16 protein-coding genes are annotated in these 19,153 nt (G+C 70.3%); 2 read left to right on the top strand and 14 right to left on the bottom strand.

The window, feature by feature from the left end; translation table 11 throughout:
• Positions 1-119: 119 nt before the first annotated feature.
• The 11 genes from ACFWM2_RS25955 to ACFWM2_RS25905 form a co-directional block, all read right to left on the bottom strand.
• Positions 120-1,202 carry a S1 family peptidase gene (locus ACFWM2_RS25955; RefSeq protein WP_383284433.1) on the bottom strand — a complete coding sequence of 361 codons (1,083 nt, stop codon included), beginning with the start codon at positions 1,200-1,202 and terminating at the stop codon, positions 120-122.
• A gap of 278 nt (positions 1,203-1,480) precedes the next feature.
• Positions 1,481-2,404, bottom strand: a complete 924-nt coding sequence (locus tag ACFWM2_RS25950) for a slipin family protein (protein ID WP_383284607.1) — start codon at positions 2,402-2,404, stop codon at positions 1,481-1,483.
• Positions 2,405-2,572: 168 nt separating this feature from the next.
• On the bottom strand, positions 2,573-3,478 hold the full coding sequence (locus ACFWM2_RS25945) for a S1 family peptidase (protein ID WP_383284430.1): 906 nt from the start codon (positions 3,476-3,478) through the stop codon (positions 2,573-2,575).
• A 241-nt stretch (positions 3,479-3,719) separates the two neighbouring features.
• Positions 3,720-4,502 (bottom strand): DUF1684 domain-containing protein, encoded by a 783-nt coding sequence (locus tag ACFWM2_RS25940; RefSeq protein ID WP_383284427.1) that lies wholly within the window; start codon positions 4,500-4,502, stop codon positions 3,720-3,722.
• 4 nt (positions 4,503-4,506) lie between these two features.
• On the bottom strand, positions 4,507-5,817 hold the full coding sequence (locus tag ACFWM2_RS25935) for an NtaA/DmoA family FMN-dependent monooxygenase (RefSeq protein ID WP_383284424.1): 1,311 nt from the start codon (positions 5,815-5,817) through the stop codon (positions 4,507-4,509).
• On the bottom strand, positions 5,814-6,893 hold the full coding sequence (locus tag ACFWM2_RS25930; RefSeq protein ID WP_383284421.1) for an LLM class flavin-dependent oxidoreductase: 1,080 nt from the start codon (positions 6,891-6,893) through the stop codon (positions 5,814-5,816). The genes ACFWM2_RS25935 and ACFWM2_RS25930 overlap by 4 nt, the downstream gene beginning before the upstream one ends.
• A gap of 122 nt (positions 6,894-7,015) precedes the next feature.
• The gene (locus ACFWM2_RS25925; RefSeq protein ID WP_383284418.1) at positions 7,016-7,987 is read right to left on the bottom strand and encodes an ABC transporter substrate-binding protein; all 972 of its coding nucleotides are present in this window, start codon (positions 7,985-7,987) and stop codon (positions 7,016-7,018) included.
• 76 nt (positions 7,988-8,063) lie between these two features.
• Positions 8,064-8,816 carry an amino acid ABC transporter ATP-binding protein gene (locus tag ACFWM2_RS25920; protein ID WP_383284605.1) on the bottom strand — a complete coding sequence of 251 codons (753 nt, stop codon included), beginning with the start codon at positions 8,814-8,816 and terminating at the stop codon, positions 8,064-8,066.
• Positions 8,817-8,836: 20 nt separating this feature from the next.
• On the bottom strand, positions 8,837-9,718 hold the full coding sequence (locus ACFWM2_RS25915; protein WP_383284415.1) for an amino acid ABC transporter permease: 882 nt from the start codon (positions 9,716-9,718) through the stop codon (positions 8,837-8,839).
• Positions 9,719-9,795: 77 nt separating this feature from the next.
• Positions 9,796-11,559 carry an FAD/NAD(P)-binding protein gene (locus ACFWM2_RS25910; RefSeq protein WP_383284412.1) on the bottom strand — a complete coding sequence of 588 codons (1,764 nt, stop codon included), beginning with the start codon at positions 11,557-11,559 and terminating at the stop codon, positions 9,796-9,798.
• Positions 11,556-12,401 (bottom strand): amino acid ABC transporter permease, encoded by an 846-nt coding sequence (locus tag ACFWM2_RS25905; RefSeq protein WP_383284409.1) that lies wholly within the window; start codon positions 12,399-12,401, stop codon positions 11,556-11,558. Before ACFWM2_RS25905 ends, ACFWM2_RS25910 begins: the two co-directional genes overlap by 4 nt.
• Positions 12,402-12,928: 527 nt before the next feature.
• Here ACFWM2_RS25905 and ACFWM2_RS25900 point away from each other — a divergent pair.
• The gene (locus ACFWM2_RS25900; protein WP_383284407.1) at positions 12,929-13,873 is read left to right on the top strand and encodes an ABC transporter substrate-binding protein; all 945 of its coding nucleotides are present in this window, start codon (positions 12,929-12,931) and stop codon (positions 13,871-13,873) included.
• Positions 13,874-13,892: 19 nt separating this feature from the next.
• Here ACFWM2_RS25900 and ACFWM2_RS25895 read toward each other — a convergent pair whose 3' ends face one another.
• Positions 13,893-15,089: a DUF5685 family protein gene (locus tag ACFWM2_RS25895; protein WP_383284404.1), complete on the bottom strand. Its 1,197-nt coding sequence runs from the start codon at positions 15,087-15,089 to the stop codon at positions 13,893-13,895.
• Positions 15,090-15,412: 323 nt separating this feature from the next.
• On the opposite strand from ACFWM2_RS25895, the gene ACFWM2_RS25890 reads away from it, so the two are divergent.
• Complete coding sequence (locus tag ACFWM2_RS25890; protein WP_383284401.1) at positions 15,413-15,850, top strand: cell division protein SepF; 438 nt, start codon at positions 15,413-15,415, stop codon at positions 15,848-15,850.
• Between the two features lie 45 nt (positions 15,851-15,895).
• Here ACFWM2_RS25890 and ACFWM2_RS25885 read toward each other — a convergent pair whose 3' ends face one another.
• Both ACFWM2_RS25885 and ACFWM2_RS25880 read right to left on the bottom strand, forming a co-directional pair.
• On the bottom strand, positions 15,896-17,086 hold the full coding sequence (locus tag ACFWM2_RS25885) for an acyl-CoA dehydrogenase family protein (RefSeq protein WP_383284398.1): 1,191 nt from the start codon (positions 17,084-17,086) through the stop codon (positions 15,896-15,898).
• Positions 17,087-17,470: 384 nt separating this feature from the next.
• The gene (locus tag ACFWM2_RS25880; RefSeq protein WP_383284395.1) at positions 17,471-19,093 is read right to left on the bottom strand and encodes an MFS transporter; all 1,623 of its coding nucleotides are present in this window, start codon (positions 19,091-19,093) and stop codon (positions 17,471-17,473) included.
• Positions 19,094-19,153 lie beyond the last annotated feature (60 nt).

Here is a 19,153-nt window from a genome sequence, read left to right as displayed (position 1 = left end):
TCACCTCTCGCACCGCCTTCCCTACGGCGAAGAGTCCCGCCCCCTGCGGACAGGGACGGGACTCTTCGCCGAACCGGTGAGCCGACAGCCGACACCCGGTGAGGCCCTGCGGTGCTCGATCAGCCGATCTGGGCGCCGAACGTGGACAGCGCCTCGGTGACCGGCTGGAAGAAGGTCTCGCCGCCGGAGGTGCAGTCGCCGCTGCCGCCGGAGGTCAGGCCGACCGCGCTGTCGCCCGAGAAGAGCGAGCCACCGCTGTCACCTGGCTCGGCGCAGACGTCGGTCTGGATGAGGCCGTTGACGATGTCGCCGTTGCCGTAGTTCACGGTGGCGTCCAGGCCGGTGACCGTGCCGTCGTGCACCTGGGTCGTCGAGCCGCTGCGGGTCACCTTCTGCCCGACGGTCGCGTCGGCCGCCTTGGTGATCGCCTGCGCGGAACCGTTGTAGAGGTCGACCTCGCTCGGGTGGGCGACGCTCGACGTGTACTTGACCAGGCCGAAGTCATTGCCCGGGAAGCTGGACTGCTCGTTCGTGCCGATCTGGTTGCCGCTGGAGTCGGTCCAGGTCGAGATCGCCTCGGTGCAGTGCCCGGCGGTGATGAAGTACGGCTGTCCGCCCTTGACCACGTTGAAGCCGAGCGAGCAGCGCCCGCCGGAGCCGGTGATCGCGTCGCCGCCCGCGATGAAGGGCTTGAACTCCCCCTTGGTGCGCTGGAGTTCGACGGTGGCGCCGAGTCCGTCGACGACCTTGGTCAGCTTGGCCAGTTCGGTCTTGGAGACCGTGCGGTCCGCGGTGACGACGACCTGGTTGGTCTGCGGGTCGGTCACCCACGAGGTACCGGGGATGGTCGCGTCCTGCTTGAGCGTCGTGCGGGCGCTCTTCAGCTCGGCGAGGGAGTTCTCCACGATTCTCGCCTTGGCGCCGGCCGCCTGGACGGTCTTCGCGGTCGCCTCGTCGAGGACGTTGACGACGAGCTGCTTGGTCTTCGCGTCGTAATACGTTCCCGCCGCGTCGGTGCCGAGGTCCTTGCCGAGGGTCGAGGCGAGCTTTCCGGCCGCCGTGATCGACAGCGGCTGCGGAGCGGGAGCCTTGGTGGTCTCGCTGGCGTTCGCAGTCTGGAAGGTGACTCCCGCGGCGACCAGTGCGGCGATACCCGCACCTGCCACGGCTGCACGCCGCTTGGTTATGCGTCGGTGCTTCAACTCACGTCCTCCTGTGGGGGGTCGGCCGGGGCGGTTGTGGGGACCCCTCCGGCCGGAAGGCGTACGGACAGGGACGCGGCGCACCACAAAAAGCCGCGTCCATGCCAACGGTGTGGCGCCCACTATTCCGAGACCCACAGGGGGCACACAAGGTCGACTTCAGGACGCGGGTACGGCAAGAGGTGTGCGCCCCCGGCGCCTTGACCCTGCGTGGTCGCGCCATGTGAGTTCCCAGTGCAAACACTGGGTGCGAGTGATCCGTGTGCAGCGGGTGAGGTCTAGTCCTGTCCGAATTTCGACCCTGTGGGGTCCGGTTCCACCGGAGGCTCCACGGGTGCGAGTTGCTCCTGCACCGGTTGCTGAGGGACTTCCGCCGGCTGCCGGGAGGGTTCCGCCGGCGGGGGCTGGGGAGCCGGCGGACCCTGCGGTGCGGGTCCCTGGGTGGTCTGGGCCCGCTCCAGGAAGCGCAGCAGCTCCACCGGGAAGGGCAGGACGAGGGTGGAGTTCTTCTCGGCGGCGACCGCGACCACGGTCTGCAGCAGCCGCAGTTGCAGTGCCGCGGGCTGCTCGGACATCACCCCGGCGGCCTCCGCGAGCTTCTTGGACGCCTGGAGCTCGGCATCGGCGTTGATGATCCGGGCCCGCCGCTCCCGGTCCGCCTCCGCCTGACGGGCCATCGACCGCTTCATCGTCTCGGGCAGCGACACGTCCTTGATCTCGACCCGGTCGATCTGCACACCCCACCCGATGGCCGGGCTGTCGATCATCAACTCCAGCCCCTGGTTGAGCTTCTCCCGGTTGGAGAGGAGGTCGTCGAGGTCGCTCTTGCCGATGATCGAGCGCAGCGACGTCTGGGCCATCTGGGAGACCGCGAAACGGTAGTCCTCCACCTGGATGACCGCGTCCGTCGCGTCGATCACCTTGAAGTAGATGACCGCGTCCACCCGGACCGTCACGTTGTCCCGGGTGATGCCGTCCTGCGCCGGCACCGGCATCGTCACGATCTGCATGTTGACCTTGCGCAGCTTGTCCACGAAGGGCACGACCATGGTGAACCCGGGGCCGCGCACCTCCGAGCGCAGTCTGCCGAGCCGCAGCACCACACCGCGCTCGTACTGTTTGACGACACGTGCCCCGGCGGTCAGATAGACCAGTCCCACGGACGCGACGGAGATTCCCGCAGCGAGCAGCTCCTCGACCATTACGGCCCCCAGGGTCCGAAGTGGGCGCATCAGGCGTGTACTTCGACGGTAACTCCGTCACCTGAACAAGGGCGAGCCCCCGCACACTGGTTGCGTGCGGGGGCTCGCCTGCTGCCTGTTGCCGGTCGGGCTGTGGGGGGTTGTGGGGGGTGTGAGGTGCCGCGTCCGTCAGTAGACGTGGACCCCGTAGGCGCTCAGCGCCTCGGTGACCGGCTGGAAGAACGTCGTACCGCCGGACGAGCAGTTGCCACTGCCGCCGGAGGTCAGGCCGTAGGCGGTGCTGCCGCCGTACAGCGGGCCGCCGGAGTCGCCGGGCTCGGCGCAGACCGTGGTCTGGATCAGGCCGTAGACGACGTCGCCGCCACCGTAGTTGACCGTGGCGTTGAGCGCGGTGACCCGGCCGCTGTGCGTACCGGTCGTGGAGCCGCGGCGGTAGACGGTGGTGTTGACGGCGGGCGTGGCGGCACTGGTGATGTCCTGGCTGCCCACGGCGCCCGACTTGGTGCCGGTGTAGCTGCTGGAGTACTTCACGATGCCGTAGTCGTTGCCCGGGAAGCTGGAGCCGGTCGTGGAACCGAGCGTGGTGGTGTGCCCGGAGTTCGACCACCAGGTGCCCGCGCCGTCGGTGCAGTGACCGGCGGTCAGGAAGTAGTAGGCCCCGGCGTTGTCCTGGACGTTGAAGCCCAGCGAGCAGCGCCAGCTACTCGCATAGATGGCGTCGCCGCCGGAGATCAGCTTGTTGAACTTGCCCGGGGTGTGCTTGATCGTGAGGGCGTCGGCGTTGCCGCCCGCGTCCTTCTTGATCTGCGCGATCTCCGCCTTGGAGACCGTGCTGTCGACGGTGACGACGACGCGGTTCGTCTTGCTGTCGACGGCCCAGGCGGTGCCCGGGATGTCGGAGGTGAGTACCGACTTGTTCACCGCGCTCAGCTGGGTGGAGCTGAAGGTGTGCACGTCGGATGCGCTCGCGTTGGGGACGGCGAACGAGGCGGCGGCCAGGAGACCGGCGGAAACGGCGATCAGCCGGGTCCGTCTCGCTATGCCGCTACGGGGGGTGGTGCGCTTGATCCTCACGTTTCGTTCCTCCGAGGGGAAGTCGGGGGCCCGCGTGGGGTCGGGGCCCGTGAGGCGCAGCCAGAGACCCCTGTCCGGATTCCGGACAAGCCGAGCCCCTGACAAGCGCTGTGGGGGAGTATTCGGCCGCACGACCGACCGGCGCAAGGGCGCCTTTCGGCCGTGCAGCGTTCAACTTGATTACTCCTCACAGCAGTTGATCTCAACCCCTCCGGAGAGCTTTCGGCGACAGCCGGCGCGTTCAGAGCAGCTTGCGCTCCCCCGCCTCGATCGCGGTGCCCAGCGTGTTCCCGGGCGGCGGGAAGGGGCAGAGGAAGTGATCGGCGAAGGCGCACGGCGGCAGCAGGGACCGGTTGAAGTCCACGGTGGTGTTCCCGTCGGCGTCCGGCGCGGGTGGCCGCAGGAACCGGAAGCGGTAGCTGCTGTCCCCGCTGGTGGCATCGGCGAACACCGCCCACAGCGAGCCGTCGCCCTCGACCGACACCTGGAGGGTCAGGTCCTCTCCGTCGAGCGTGAAGGCGAGCACGCCCCCGAGCCCGAGACCGCGCGCCCGCCCGTCCACGTTCTCGACCCGGACGGTGCGGCTCTCGCCGTACGGGGTGAAGTGCCCCGGCACCGACCAGCGCGGATCGTACGGAGTCGCGTCGATGCCCTGGAAGGCCCGCCGCGCGGGGGCCGCGGGGTCGAAGTCGCGTACCCCCCAGACCCCTTCGCGGACGAGGACGACCAGTCGGCGCCCGCCGTGGCCGACCCGGGCCCCGGTCACCGGCCCCGAGTCGGCCACCAGCCTGATCTCGCCACTGAAGGGCTGCCCGTCGAGGGTGAGACCCTCACTTTCCCCGGCGGTCAGCACAACCGCGTCGGTCTCGGCCGCCCATTGCCCCGGGATGTCCGGAAGTCGACCATCCGGATAGTCCTCGAGCCAGTGCGTGCCCTTGAGCGCGAGGGGCCCGTGCGGCGCGGAGACCGTCTCGGTGCGCTGCTCGTGCCAGTGCTTCCAGTCCTCGGATGCGTCCGTCGTCATGCGATCAACCCTTCCATACGGGCTCCGGCAACCCGAGATGTGAGCGCAGCGTCGTGCCCGTGTATTCCGTACGGAACGAACCGCGCTCCTGGAGCAGCGGCACCACCCGGTCCACGAACTCGTCGATCCCGCCCGGTGTCAGATGCGGCACGAGGATGAAACCGTCCGCGGCATCGGTCCGCACGAACTCGTCGAGATCGGCGGCGACCGCCTCCGGGGTGCCGATGAAGGACTGCCGGCCGGTCACCTCGATCACGGTCTGCCGGATGGACAGGCCCTTCTCGCGCGACAGCGCCCGCCACTTGCCGGCGATGACGAAGGGGTCGCCGCGCCGTGTCCGGCCCTGCGTGAGCCCGGAGTCCGGCACCGGGTCGATGTCGGGGAGGGGCCCGTCGGGGTCGTACGCGGAGAGGTCGACGCCCCAGATCTGCTCCAGCGCGAGGAGGGCGTTCTGCGGCGAGACCTGCCGGCGGCGGATCTCGGACGCCCTCTCCTGTGCCTCGGCGGCCGTGTCCCCCAGCACGAAGGTGACGCCGGGCATGATCTTCAGATCCCCGGGGGCGCGCCCGTACCGCGCGAGCCGCTCCTTCACATCGGCGTAGAACTCACGGCCCGCCTCCAGGGTCCCGTGCCGCGTGAAGACGACATCGGCCGAGGACGCGGCGAACTCGCGCCCTTCCTGGGAGTCCCCTGCCTGGATGACGACGGGGTGCCCCTGCGGCGAGCGCGGGACGGTGAACTCGCCCGCGATGTCGAAGTGCCGGCCCCGGTGCGCGAAGGGCCGGGACACACCGTCCGGTGTCCACGAGTCCCACAGCTCCCGTGCCGTCTGCACGAACTCGGCGGCACGCGTGTACCGGTCCGCCCGGTCGAGGAATCCGCCGCGCCGGAAGTTCTCCCCGGTGAACGCGTCGGAGGAGGTGACCACGTTCCAGGCGGCCCGGCCCTCGCTGAGGTGGTCCAACGTGGCGAGCCTGCGGGCGAGTTCGTACGGCTCGTTGAAGGTGGCGTTGACCGTGGCGGCCAGCCCCAGCCGCTCGGTGACGCCGGCGAGCGCGCTCAGCACGGTGAGGGACTCGGGCCGACCGACCACGTCCAGATCGTGGATACGCCCCTTGTGCTCGCGCAGCCGCAGCCCCTCCGCGAGGAAGAAGAAGTCGAACAGACCGCGTTCGGCGGTGCGCGCCAGATGCTCGAAGGAGGTGAAGTCGATCTGCGACCTCGACTGCGGGTCGGTCCACACGGTGGTGTTGTTGACGCCTGGGAAGTGTGCGGCCAGATGGATCTGTTTGTGAGCGCTCGGACGTAAGGTCATGGCGTTCCCCCCGCCGCTGCGTACTGGTTGGCGGGCCGCCCCAGACCCAGGTGTTCCCTGAGCGTGCTGCCCGGATAGAAGGTGCGGAACAGGCCGCGGTGCTGGAGCAGCGCGACCGTGCCGTTGACGAGCCGCTCCAGGTCACGGCGTGGCTCGACCGGTGTGAGGTGGAAGCCGTCGGCGGCGTCCGCCTCGTGCCAGGAGGCGATCAGCTCGGCGAGATCGACGGGACCGCCGCGGTAGAGCGGACCCTGCGCGGTCTGCCGGGGGCCGCCCCCGCCATGGCTCGGCTCGGCCGCGTGCTCGCCGTCACCGAGGTCCACGGTGAGCCCGGCGAGAACGCGCAGCGAGTCCGGGTTGCGGCCGAACTCGGCTGCCCCGTCCCGCAGTTCGATACGGAGTGCCCGGGCCTGCGCGGGGCCCGCGACCCGGATGACCGCCACGTCGGCGTAGCGGGCCGCGGTCCGCCGGGCGTGCCGGTCGGTGGCGTCGACGACGCGGACGGGGTGGCCCTGCGGGGATCTCGGCACGATCGAGGGGCCTCTCACGGAGAAGGCGCTCCCCTCGAAGTCGACGTAGTGCAGTTTGTCCCGGTCGATGAAGCGGCCGGTCGACTCGTCGCGTATCTCGGCGTCGTCCTCCCAGCTGTCCCACAGCCGGGCCGCCACGTCGGCGACTTCACCGGCCTCCTGCCACAGCGCGTCGGCGGCCGCGGCATGGCGCCGTCCGAAGAGCCGGGCCTCGCCCTCGGAGGTCGACACGTCGATCCCCCAGCCGGCGCGACCGCGGCTGACCCAGTCGAGGGTCGCCACGGCCGCCTGGACGTGGAAGGGCTCGGTGTGGGTGGTGGTCACGGTCGGCACCAGGCCGATCCGGCCGGTGGCGGGGGCGATCCGGGACAGGACCGCGAGCGCGTCGAGTCCGGGCCGCGCGAAGGTGTCGCCGAGCGTCACGAAGTCGAGGGCGCCGTACTCCGCGAGCCGGGCCAGCTCCACCGACGAGGCGGCGTCGTAGGCCGCCTGCTGATCGAGGGCGGCGGCCAGGTGCAGCAGCCCCCGGCCGTTCCGTGCGGTCATGCGTGAACCTCTCTGAGGGGGGTGGCTTCGCTCCGCCTCGGGGCGGAGCACCGGGACGCGCCGGGCCGGTGGCCCGCACCCGGCGCGTCCCGGACGGTCCGGACGGTCCGGACGGTCCGGACCTAGGTCTTGGGCAGGCCCTTCGGGTTGATCTCCGACTTCGTGACGGCCTCGCTCGACAGACCCCAGCGCTTCAGCACCCGCGCGTACGACCCGTCCTTGATGACGTGGTCGATCGCCGCCGCGTAGGCGTCCACCAGGCCGCTGTCCTTCTTCGTGGTGGCGGCGATCTTGCCCTGGATCTGGTCGCCGGCGCCGGAGAGCGTTCCGATGACCTGCGTCTGTCCGGCGGACGCGACGTGGTACGCGGCGGACGGACTGGGGCCGAGGTAGGCGTCGATGCGGCCGGACTGGAGCGCCAGGTAGTAGTCCGTTTCCTTCTGGAAGTACTTGATGTCGACCGGCTTCAGTCCGGCCTTCTCGTCCTGCTTGCTCCAGTCGACGAGGATCTTCTCCTGGTTGGTGCCGGAGGACACGGCGATGGTCCTGCCCGCCACGTCCTTGGGCTCCCTGACTCTCCAGGACGTGCCCTTCTGCGCCTCGAACGCGATGTTGTCGAGGCGGTAGGTCGCGAAGTCGTACTTCTCCTTGCGCTCCTCGGTGACGGTGACGTTGGAGAAGACGGCGTCGAACTTGCCGCTGTCGAGACCGACGAAGAGGTTCTCCCAGGAGACCTCGTCGTTGTCGAGCCTCAGACCGAGGGTGTCGGCGACGAGGGACGCGAGATCGATCTCGGAGCCGATACGGGTCTTGTCGTCGGTCGCGAAGAAGCCGAGCGGCGGCGAGGAGTCGGCGCTCTGCCCGAGCCTCAGCGTGCCGCGCTTGCGGATGGCGGCCGGCACCAGCGCGGCGATCTCGTCGACCTTCTTGCCGCGGATGCGGTTCTGGTCCGGGCCGATGTTGATGTTGCCGACCTTCTTGGTGCCGGAGCCGCCCGTCCCGGTCGCCGCGTCGCTGTCACCACCGCAGGCGCTGAGCAGAGGGGCGGCGGCGAGCGCGGCGAGAGAGGCGGCGAAGGTGCGTCGGGACAGCATGGGTGAACTCCTCAACGGAACGGCGGAACAACGGGCTTGGCGGAAGGGAGGGGCGAGAAGGGAGAGGGGAGAAGGGTCAGAGAACCTTGGAAAGGAACGCACGGGTGCGTTCGTTGCTCGGTTTGTCGAGTACGTCGCCCGGGGCGCCCTGCTCGACGATGCGGCCGTCGTCCATGAAGACGACCGTGTCGGCGACCTCACGAGCGAAGCCGATCTCGTGGGTGACGACGATCATGGTGGTGCCCTGGTGGGCCAAGTCCTTGATGACATCAAGGACTTCGCCGACCAGCTCGGGGTCGAGCGCGGAGGTCGGCTCGTCGAAGAGCAGCAGCTTCGGTTCGAGGGCGAGTGCGCGGGCGATGGCGACCCGCTGCTGCTGTCCGCCGGAGAGCTGCTTCGGGTAGGCCTCCGCCTTGTCGGCGAGCCCGACCCGGTCGAGCAGCCGCCGCGCGGTCGCGAAGGCGTCCTTGCGGGACCGCTTCAGCGCCGAGACCGGGGCCTCGACGATGTTGTCCAGCACGGTGAGGTGCGGAAAGAGGTTGAAGTTCTGGAAGACGAAGCCGATCCGGGTGCGCTGCTTGAGGATCTCGCGCTCGCGCAGTTCGTACAGCTTGTCGCCGGAGCGGCGGTAGCCGACGAGCGCGCCGTCGACGCTGATCCAGCCCTGGTCCACCTTCTCCAGGTGGTTGATGGTGCGCAGCAGGGTCGACTTGCCGGAGCCCGAGGGGCCGAGGATGACGGTGACCTCTCCGGTCCGCACCGAGAGGTCGACGCCCTTGAGCACCTCCAGCGTCCCGAAACTCTTGTGGACGGACTTGATGTCGACCATGGCGGGGGTCGTGGGCGCGCTCATCGGACGGCTCCCTTGGCGTAGTGACGTTCGACGTAGTACTGGACGACGGAGAGCGCGCTGGTCAGCAGGATGTACCAGGCGGTGGCGACCATCAGGAGGGGTACCACCCGGCCGTTGCGCCCGTAGATCACCTGGACCTGGTAGAAGAGCTCGCCGATCGCCATCACGGAGACGATCGAGGTCCCCTTGAAGAGCGAGATGACCTCGTTGGCCGCGTTGGGCAGGATCGAGCGCATCGCCTGCGGGAGGACGATCCGCCGGATCTGCCGGAGCCGGGGGATGCCGAGCGCGGCGGCGGCCTCCAACTGCCCGCCGTCCACGGCCAGTACGCCGCCGCGCACGATCTCGGCGGCATACGCGGCCTGGTGCAGCGCGAGGCCCAGCACGGCCGCGCTCATCGCTCCGACCAGACCCATGGTGTCGAAGGAGAAGAACCCGGGCCCGAAGGGGATCCCGAACTGCAGCTCCTTGTACAGATAGGCCAGGTTGAACCAGAACAGCAGCTGGACGATGAGCGGAATGGACCGGAACGCCCAGATGTACCCGAAGGCGACGGTCCGCAGGAACCGGCTCTGCGACAGCCGCATGAAGGCGAGGACGATCCCGAGGGCGAAGCCCAGCACCGTTCCGTAGAAGGTGAGTTGAAGGGTCGTCCAGACCGCTTTCAGGATGACTTCGGCGGTCAGGAACTCGGCGAAGACCCGCCATTCCCAGCCCGTGTTGGTGGCGAGTCCGTGCACGAACTGCGCGAGCACGACCGCGGTCGCGGCGATGGCGACCCAGCGCCAGGGGTGCCGGACGGGCACCACCTTGAGCGTGCTGAGATCCTCGGGCTCCGCGACGGTCTTGGCGAGCGGTGGATCACTGGTCAGGGACATGGGTTCCTCTGGGCGTGGGCGTGGGCGTGGGTGTGAGTGGCTGCGGTTGCGCCGGGGCGCGGCGGAGGAAGAACGCGTCAGGCGGCGACGCGACAGGAGATCGCGCGCAGGAACGCCAGCGCGGCGCGGGCCGTCGCGTCGTTCTGCCGGAAGGCGGGGCCGCCGGTACGCGGCCGGGTGAACGCGCCCGACCCCCGGGCGTCGGTGTGCGGACCGAGCGCGAAACGCCGGGGGTGCGGGGTGCCGGAGCGGTCCAGGACGCGGCTGTCGGCGGGATCCACGGCGAGCAGCCCCTCGGGGGTCGCGGCGGCCCCGTCTGCGTACAGCTCCGCCAGCAGCGTGTCCCGGGTCCGCTCGACGGTGGGGTGCGGCAGCCGCGCCTCGACGAGTGCGCGGGCCTCGATCGTGGCGCCGGGCACGGTGGCGCTGCCCGCCCGGAAGACCCCGTCCTCGGCGGTGACGGTCATACCGGCGCCGACGAACCTGAGGATCCCGGCCCGCGACAGGGCCTGCATCTGCCGCAGCCGGGGCCCGGGCGGCCCGGACGCCATGAAGCTGAAGAAGCCGTGCCACCAGGGGCCGATGTCGCCGAGCCGCACCAGTTGTCCGTAGACGGAGAGCAGGCCGAAGAAGACGGCCGAGTCCGGGCTGTGCGCGGGATTGTGACGCTGCGTCAGATCCCCTTCTATGTAGGCGCGCAGTCCGTCCTGGAGTTCCTCGTACGAGGTGTGCCGCACCCCGTCCAGCGGATGGTCGAGCGCGCCGAGGTCGAGCCGGTCGGCGGGATCGGGCACCGCGGACTCCACCAGCGCCTGGATCTCGGCGCCGTCACCGGCCGCGTACTTTTCCTCGAAGTCCGCCCAGGCGATCGACGTCCGTTCCGGATGGGCCGTGAACAGCCGGTGGTAGTGCGCGAACCCGAGCTCCTTGTCGACCAGCGGCCAGACGTCCCGCCGGAAGTCGAAGCCACCGGGGCGGGCGAGCAGCGCGTCGGTCTCGGCGGGCCCGAAGAACCGTGGCAGCGGCGGCCGTTCACCCGTCCAGTCGTAGCCGATCTTGGAGTGGTAGGGCACCCCGCGCCGCGAGCCGACGTACAGCACGGGCTCCCGCCCGGACGGCACGTACACGTCTCCCTCGTGTCGCCCGCCGCGGCCCTCCGTCAGCAGCACCATCAGGTCGACGAAGGCGAGCCCGAAGCCGCGGACGAGGACCGGCTCGCCGGGTGCGAGCGCGGACAGATCACTGTCGGCGGTGAAGTCCGGCGGCAGATGCACCAGGCCGTGCTCCCGCGCGTGGGCGCCCAACGCCTGCTGCTCGTCGTCGAGTTCGGCGTCCAGGTGGCCGAGGGTCAGCACGACGAGGTCGGCAAGCAGCGGCATGGACCGGCCCTCCAGCCAGACCTGCTGGCGGCCCTGACGGGAGCCGCTGACGCGCAGGGCACGGCGGGCGTGATGGCGGACGGTGATGCCCGGCGGCAGGGCGGCCACCGTCCGCTCGTACACCCAGCGCAGATACGTGCCCTGCCGCTGCCGGTCCGCGAAGGTGCGCCCGTCGAGGGCGGCCCACTCGTGCAGCGTGGGCCCTTCGAGGACCGGGCCGGCCATGTCCACCGACTCGTCGGTGAACATCGTGACGTCCTGGGCCTGCGAGTTCATCCACAGCAGCGGCGACTGCTCCTCGCGCCAGATGCGCCCGCCGCCCGGCGCGTGGGGATCGACGAGATGGATGTCGAGGCCCGAACCGGCGTACAGCTCGGGTGCGTTGGCGGCGATCCGCTCCAGGACACCGGTCCCCCGCGGCCCGGCCCCCACGATCACCAGCGCGGGGCGCCCCGTACTCATCGGCCGTGCTCCGCACCGCGCGCGTAGTACTTCTCGACGTAGTACTGGCCGACGCTGAGCACCGAGGTGACGACGACGTACCAGAGTGTGGCCACCATCAGCAGCGGGATGACCTGGTAGGTGCGGTGGTAGACGAGCTGCACCGAGTACAACAGGTCCTGTACGGCGATGACGCTAACGATCGAGGTGCCCTTGAGGGTGCCGATCAGCATGTTTCCGGCCGGCGGCACGATGGAGCGCATCGCCTGCGGCAGCACGATCTTCGACCAGCGGCGGCGCCGGCTCAGCCCCAGCGCCTGCGCGGCCTCGATCTGGCCGCGGTCGACGGAGAGGATGCCGCCGCGCACCACCTCGGCGGCGTACGCGGCCTCGTGCAGGGTCAGTCCGACGATGGCCACGGTGACCGGGCCGAGCAGATTCACCGTCTTCACGCCGAGGATCTGCGGGTACAGCGCCCCGATGTTGAACCAGAACAGCAGCTGCACCAGGATCGGCATCGACCGGAAGAGCCAGACGTATCCCCAACTCACCGCGCGCAGCACGGGGTTGGCGGAGAGCCTGAACGCGGCCAGCAGGGTGCCCAGCGCGAAGCCGAGGACCATCACGAGCGCGGTCAGCCAGAGGGTGAGCCACAGGCCGCGCAGGACCGAGGCCGAGGTGAAGTAGTCGCCGACGACGTCCCACTGGAACGCCTTGTTGCGGGCAACGGAGTTGACGGCGAGTCCGAGCAGGACCAGGACGACGAGGGCTGCCGCCCACTGGCCGAGCCGGCGCCGCGGGACGATGCGCAGAGGCTCCGCTTCGTGCGGTGCGCTCACCTTGGTGAGGGTGTCGGAAGACATGCGAAGGCTCCCTGACGCGTTGCGTCGCTGGGTGTCCCCTGCTCGGAACGGGCCGAGAGTCCGGGGAGGGTGATGCCTTCACACGGAGGCGTACGGACAACGGGGGCCGTACGCGTCACAACTGGGCGCCGGGAAGGCGCCGTACGGCCGAGCCCCTCAGCACGACCGTCCGTCGAGAGTACGGGGGCGTTTCCCCTCACTGTCAAGGCTGTCCACACTGTGAGCCGTTCGTCTCAGGTCGGTTGACGAAGAAACGGATGCCTGTTCCACTTGGCCCATGCATCCGCAGCAGTGGCTGGTCAAGCGCTCCCACATCGACTTCGGTCGAGTGTGGTCCTCTTCCTGTTGAGCTGACCTCCGGCGCCCCTTCCCGCGGGCGCCTTCTGCGTTTCTCCGGCGCCTGAGCGCCGCCACCCACGCCTTCACACGCGTAACGCGCCTCCCCTCCCCTCGCGCACCTCGGCTCACCCCGTCGGCTGCTTCCTGCCTTCTGCCTGCTTTCTGCCTGCTCAGGAGATCCGTACGCCATGAGTACGTCCTCGCGACCCCGTCGCCGTCTTTTCATCCCTTTTGCCCTGATCACCTCCACCGCGCTGCTGCTCACGGCGTGCGGTTCCGGTGATTCGGGGAGCACGACGCAGGCGGCGGGCCGCGGTGACGGGATCCCCACCACGGACGTGGTCTCCTCGGTCAAGAAGAACGCCGCGGCGGTCAAGCTGCTGCCGTCCGGCGTCCACGGCCTCACCGCCGCGATCAGCGTCTCCGGCCAGCCGCCGGGCACCTCCTATCTGGAGGACGGCAAGACCCTGGCGGGCCAGGACGTCGACTTCGCCGAGGCGGTCGCGAAGGCACTCGGCATCCGGCTGAAGCACGAGTCCGCGAGCTTCGAGGCGATCCTGCCGGCCCTCGACAGCGGCAAGTACGACTTCGGCGCCAGCAACTTCGGGGTGACCGACGAGCGCCGCAAGACCATCGACTTCGTGACCTACATCAACGACGGCCAGGGCTTCGCCACCCGCACGGACAGCAAGCTGAAGAAGGTCACCGACCTCGAGCAGCTGTGCGGGCTGAACGTCGCGACCACCGCCGGCACGACCTTCGAGGCGACGCTGGAGGCGAGCAAGAAGGTCTGCGCGGACGCGGGCAAGAAGGCGTACAAGGTGCAGACGTACAGCGAGCAGGGCGCGATCTGGTCCTCGCTGCAACAGGGGCGCAGCGATGTCGTGATGAGCACGATCAACGGACTGCGCTATGCGGTGGCCCACCAGGACGGCGTGCGGTTCCTCAACGAGTACCACCGCCTCGACGTCGGCTTCGCCTTCAAGAAGGGCACGAAGCTGGCGCCCGCCTTCCAGGCCGCGGTGAACGGGCTCATCGCCGACGGGACCTACCAGAAGATCCTCAAGAAGTGGGGGACCTCAGGCTCGGGGATCGACACGTCGCGCATCTCGCCCCCGGAGATCAAGGACTAGCCCCTGCCGGGCCCCCTGGTCAACAGTCGCAGCAGGAGCAGCAGTCACAGCAATCGCAGCCGTCACAGCAGTCGCAGCAATCGCAGTCGCAGTTGCTGCACCAGCCCTCGCGCCGCTGTCGCGACCACGCGCCCTCGTACTCGTCGGCGCAGCACACCTTGCAGGTGCAGCACAGCCCGATCGCGACCGCGCAGCCCGCCAGGAAGCCACGCTTGTCGGGGCGCGGGGGCTCACCGCCGTACGGATTCCGCGGATCATGCGGGGTCCCCGGGCTGTGGGGGCCTTGCGGCGCGTACGGCCCCGGCTGCTGCGGCGGCCCGAAGGCGCCCTGCGCGCCGTGCGCACCCTGGTGGGACCGGGCCTCCGTCCCGAAGGCCCGGTCCACCGACCGACCCAGCTCGTGCGCGAGCAGCACGTGCGCCAGCTCGGCGTCGGTGAACTCCGCGTCGCGCAGCGCCAGCCTGATCCCGTGCAGCGCGTCGTCGGCTAGCCGCCGTGCCTCCACGAGGGAGGTACCGGTGGCCGTCAGCGGGTTCCACGCACCCGACGCGGCGTCAGTTTCCCTGTCCTCCACGGCATCCAGCAGATGCGCGAGCCGGCCGAAGAGGCGGCCGGCCTCGGCGAGCGGCTCCGCGTTGCCGGGCCGCCCGGCGAGCACGGCGGTGTGCGCGAAGGCCGCGGCGGTCGCGGTCTCGGTCGGCTCCGTGACCGTCAGCAGCGATGTGCCGGGCCCCGCCAGCGCCTCGACACCGACCTGCCGGTCCACCGCGTCGACGAGGACGGCGGTGTCGAAGCCGACGTCCGAGCCGGTCCGCGCACCGGCCCTGCCCCAGCTCGCAGCGACCCGGCGAGCGGCGAGCGCCACCGGTCTGCGCGCCAAGAGCCCGTCCTTGTCGGCGACATGGTCACGCACCTTCGCCGAGGCCAGCACCAGCGAGACGGCCGCCGCGAGCCGCGCGCCCTCCCCCTGCGCGACGGACGCGGTGCGCATTCCGCGCAGTGGACAGGGCCCGGCGGTCCGCCGCCCGCCCGCGGTGCGCTCGGCCTGAGCCTCCGTCAGAACCGATATCAGCAGCCCGTCGTAGTTGGTGACGACCCTGGCGAACTGCCCGTGATCCCCGCGCAGCGCGAGGCAGAGCCCGCACAAATGCGCCATCCACTGCGTTTTCAGACCCTCCGTCAGGCGATGACGACAGGGCCGCACGATTCCGAACACGACATTCCCCCGTGACTCGTACGACGTTGAGCCGCACCCCGGCTCGACCGCGCCGGAGGCGAACCGGAGGACACAGTAGCGACCCCTCCGTTCACCCGTACGCCCCGCCCGTCACCCGGACGCCGTGAAGAATCATATTTCACTCCTAGTCAGCAGCGGTTTACAGCAGGACCCTTGGGAAACGCGGGCTCTCGACGGATTCGCTGTGCACCAGTACCGTCACGAAACCCCCGCGCGGCGTCTATCCACTTGGCGCGACATCCGCATCATGGACGACCATGGGGATGCGGACGTAAGAAAGACCGCTGTGAGAGGAGGCGTCCATGGGATCGGTGCGCAAGGCGAGTGCCTGGCTTGGCCTCGTCGACGACAACGATGACGAGCGTTACTACGACGACGACTACGCCGAGGGACAGGAGTCCGGCGAGGCCTGGGTCACCGACCCGCGTGTGAAGGTCGCTTCCGAGACGGCCGAGGAGAAGGGCCGCCGGATCGGCACGGTGACCCCGGACAGCTTCCGGGACGCACGCGGTATCGGTGAGCTCTTCCGGGACGGCGTCCCGGTCATCATGAACCTCACGTCCATGGAGCCCGCCGACGCCAAGCGCGTGGTGGACTTCGCGGCCGGCCTGACCTTCGGCCTGCGCGGCACGATCGAGCGGGTCGCCAACCGGGTCTTCCTGCTGACGCCCGCCAACACGGAGATCGTCAGCGGCGAGGCGCCCAGCCGGCACACGGACGGATTCTTCAACCAGAGCTGAGGCAGGGCCGCTCACCGGCGCCGCCTTCCGGAACGGCCGGACCGGCTACCGGAAGGCGTCGAGACCGGTGAGCGCCTTGCCCAGTACCAACTGATGCATTTCCACGGTGCCCTCGTAGGTGAGCACCGACTCGAGGTTCGTGGCGTGGCGCATCACGGGGTACTCGAGCGAGATCCCGTTGGCGCCCAGGATCGTCCGCGCCGTGCGGCAGATCTCGATCGCCTCCCGCACGTTGTTCAGCTTGCCGAAGCTGACCTGCTCGGGGCGCAGCCGTCCCGCGTCCATGCGCCGCCCCAGATGGTGGGCGAGCAGAATTCCCTTGTGCAGTTCGACGGCCATGTCGGCGAGCTTGGCCTGCGTGAGCTGGAAGCCGCCGATGGGGCGCCCGAACTGTTCGCGCGTCTTCGCGTACTCGACGGCGGTCTCGAAGCTGGCCCGCGCGGCACCCATCGAGCCCCAGACGATCCCGTAGCGTGCGTGCGAGAGGCAGCTGAGCGGCCCCTTCAGGCCGGTGACCTCCGGCAGCACCGCGTCGGCGGGCAGCCGTACGTCGTCCAGGACCAGTTCACTGGTGACGGACGCCCGCAGCGACCACTTGTGCTTGATCTCGGGCGCCGAGAACCCGGCCACGTCGGTGGGCACGACGAATCCGCGGATCCCGTCGTCGGTCTGTGCCCACACCACGGCGACCCCGGCGACGGACCCGTTGGTGATCCACATCTTCCGCCCGTTGAGCACCCAGTCCCCGCCGTCGCGCTTGGCGTAGGTCCGCATGGCGCCCGGGTCGGACCCGTGGTCGGGCTCGGTCAGCCCGAAGCACCCGATCACCTCTCCGGCGGCCATCGAGGGCAGCCAGCGCTGCTTCTGCTCCTCGGAGCCGAAGCGGTGGACGGCGTACATGGCGAGGGAGCCCTGTACGGAGACGAGCGAGCGGATCCCGGAGTCGGCGGCCTCCAGCTCCAGACAGGCGAGCCCGTACTGCACGGCACTCGCCCCGGCGCACCCGTACCCCTGGAGCGACATCCCGAGCGCCCCGATCCCGCCGAGCTCCCGCGCCAGCTCCCGGATCCCGGGCAGCTCGCCCTGCTCGTACCACTCGGCGACATACGGCAGCACTCGGTCCGCCGCCCAGCTCCGCACGGTGTCCCGGATCGCCAGGTCCTCCGCTTCCAGCAGATCGTCGAGCCCCAGCGGATCGGCGGGATCGAACGACGGCAACGTCGAGGACGCGGACATGGCAGAACCTCCGGCACGCGAAAACTAGCAGCGTTAGTTACGGCTTCGAGCCGACGTTACGAGCCAGTCTCCCGCAAGTCCAGAGCACCCACGGCCGGGGTCCCGCGGCGGCGGGCCGTGGCGGTGGCGGGGGGCCGGTGTGGTGACGGTGGCGGCCGTGGTGGCGGCGGTTGCGGTGGAGCGCCCCACGCAGCCGCCGACGGTGGCGCGCCCGTGCGGGAGAGCTGCCCTTGCCGACGAGGTAGCACGGGCGGTGCGTGAGCGGGAGAAGATCTGCCGGGCCGAAGGCCAAGGCAGCTTGGGCGGACACGCGGGACCGCCGGACCGAAGGCCCAGGCAGCCTAGGCGGACACGCGGGACTGACGGACCGAAGGCCCAGGCAGCCTAGGCGGACACGCGGGACTGACGGGCCCGGGACTCCGCGGCCTCCCGGGGCGCAGGCACGTCGGAAACGCCCGCCGCGGGCGCCTCGCACTCCATCACCCGCGGCAACCGCAGCGCCATCACCGCCCCCAGCAGCAACAGCCCCGCACTCACCAGCAGGGTCACATGCAGCCCGTGCACAAAGGAGTCCCGCGCCGCGTGGCGCAGCGCCGCGCCGGGCGCCCCACCGAGCCGCCCGGCCACCTCGTACGCCTCGCCCAGGGAATGCCCCGCGGCTGCGGAGTCGGCCGCCGGCACCCCGGGCACGGAGGACAGCCCGGGCGCGTACGCCGCGTTCATCACGCTGCCGAGCAGCGCGATGCCGATGCCGGCGCCCAGCTGATAGGAGGTCTCGCCGATCGCGGCGGCCCCGCCGGCCTGCGCGGGCGGCGCCTCGCTGAGCATGGACTCGTACGCACCGAAGAGCGTGGTCTCCAGGCCGAAGCCGAGCAGGACGAAGCCGAAGAGCAGCAGCCCGGTGTTGTCGTGACCGCCCATCGCGGTGAGGGTGATCACGGCGGCCGCGGTGACACAGAACCCGAAGCAGACCATCGTGCGCGGACCGAACCGCCGCAGCATGTTCGCCCCGGCGAGGCCCGCCGCCATCGCCGCCACGGTGAGCGGCAGCAGCCGCAGGCCCGTCTCCAGCGGCGAGAGACCCAGCACCAGCTGGAGATACTGCGCGGCGATCAGTTCGAGACCGACCAGCGCGAGCATCGCGAGCACGATGCACCCCACCGACGTACTGAACGCGGGCCGCGCGAACATCCGCAGCTCGACGAGCGGGTGCTCGCGGCGCCGCTGCCGCCGTACGAAGCCGGCCAGCAGCGCGCCGCCCACCACCAGCGGCACCAGCGTGACGGGGCCGAGCGGCGCCTCGCCGCCGCCGAGGCGCTTGACCGCGAACACCACTCCGAAGAGTCCCGCGGCGGCCATCAGCGCGCCCACGACGTCCCAGGGGCCGTTGCGGTCGCCGGTCGACTCGGGCAGCAGCCAGCGGCCGATCGGCAGACTGACCAGCATCAGCGGGATGTTGACGAGGAAGACGGAACCCCACCAGAAGTGCTCCAGCAGGAAGCCGCCGAGCAGCGGACCCACGGCCGCACCCACGGCGGCCACGGCGCTCCAGATACCGATCGCGAGGGCACGCTCGCGCCGGTCGGGGAAGACCTGGCGCAGGATCGACAGGGTCGCGGGCATGATCATCGCGCCGCCGACGCCGAGCAGGGCGCGCGCGGCGACCAGGACCTGCGCGGTGTCGGCGAGGGCAGCGATCCCCGAGGCGACGCCGAAGAGCGCGTAACCGAGGAGCAGGATCCGTCTGCGGCCCACGCGGTCGCCCAGCGTGCCGAAGAGGATGAGCAGCGAGGCGCAGACCAGCGGGTAGACGTCGACGATCCAGAGCAGCTCTATCGCGCCGGGCCTGAGGTCCTCGGTGACCGCGGGCACCGCGACGTGGAGCACGGTGGCATCGACGGCGACGAGGAGCAGGCTGACGCACAGCACCACAAGGACGACCCAGCGGTTGGCACCGGCCCCGGCCTCCCGACGGCAACGCGCAGCGGCCGTGGTCGTCCCGGACATGTACGTACCTCCCAGATGTTCCCTCGCGTTCGGCGGATCCGCTGGGTGGGGACTCCCTGC

Source organism: Streptomyces sp. NPDC058371, assembly GCF_042723265.1.
Lineage (GTDB): Bacteria > Actinomycetota > Actinomycetes > Streptomycetales > Streptomycetaceae > Streptomyces.
The sequence above is the reverse complement of the archived record's forward strand: the minus strand, read 5'-3'. Positions and strand labels throughout refer to the sequence as shown.

Excerpts from the sequence above, each read along its gene's own strand:
- ACFWM2_RS25950 (WP_383284607.1), bottom strand. The coding sequence starts at position 2,404 with ATGGTCGAGGAGCTGCTCGCTGCGGGAATCTCCGTCGCGTCCGTGGGA.
- ACFWM2_RS25940 (WP_383284427.1), bottom strand. The coding sequence starts at position 4,502 with ATGACGACGGACGCATCCGAGGACTGGAAGCACTGGCACGAGCAGCGC.
- ACFWM2_RS25935 (WP_383284424.1), bottom strand. The coding sequence starts at position 5,817 with ATGACCTTACGTCCGAGCGCTCACAAACAGATCCATCTGGCCGCACAC.
- ACFWM2_RS25930 (WP_383284421.1), bottom strand. The coding sequence starts at position 6,893 with ATGACCGCACGGAACGGCCGGGGGCTGCTGCACCTGGCCGCCGCCCTC.
- ACFWM2_RS25925 (WP_383284418.1), bottom strand. The coding sequence starts at position 7,987 with ATGCTGTCCCGACGCACCTTCGCCGCCTCTCTCGCCGCGCTCGCCGCC.
- ACFWM2_RS25920 (WP_383284605.1), bottom strand. The coding sequence starts at position 8,816 with ATGGTCGACATCAAGTCCGTCCACAAGAGTTTCGGGACGCTGGAGGTG.
- ACFWM2_RS25915 (WP_383284415.1), bottom strand. The coding sequence starts at position 9,718 with ATGTCCCTGACCAGTGATCCACCGCTCGCCAAGACCGTCGCGGAGCCC.
- ACFWM2_RS25910 (WP_383284412.1), bottom strand. The coding sequence starts at position 11,559 with ATGAGTACGGGGCGCCCCGCGCTGGTGATCGTGGGGGCCGGGCCGCGG.
- ACFWM2_RS25905 (WP_383284409.1), bottom strand. The coding sequence starts at position 12,401 with ATGTCTTCCGACACCCTCACCAAGGTGAGCGCACCGCACGAAGCGGAG.
- ACFWM2_RS25900 (WP_383284407.1), top strand. The coding sequence starts at position 12,929 with ATGAGTACGTCCTCGCGACCCCGTCGCCGTCTTTTCATCCCTTTTGCC.
- ACFWM2_RS25890 (WP_383284401.1), top strand. The coding sequence starts at position 15,413 with ATGGGATCGGTGCGCAAGGCGAGTGCCTGGCTTGGCCTCGTCGACGAC.
- ACFWM2_RS25885 (WP_383284398.1), bottom strand. The coding sequence starts at position 17,086 with ATGTCCGCGTCCTCGACGTTGCCGTCGTTCGATCCCGCCGATCCGCTG.
- ACFWM2_RS25880 (WP_383284395.1), bottom strand. The coding sequence starts at position 19,093 with ATGTCCGGGACGACCACGGCCGCTGCGCGTTGCCGTCGGGAGGCCGGG.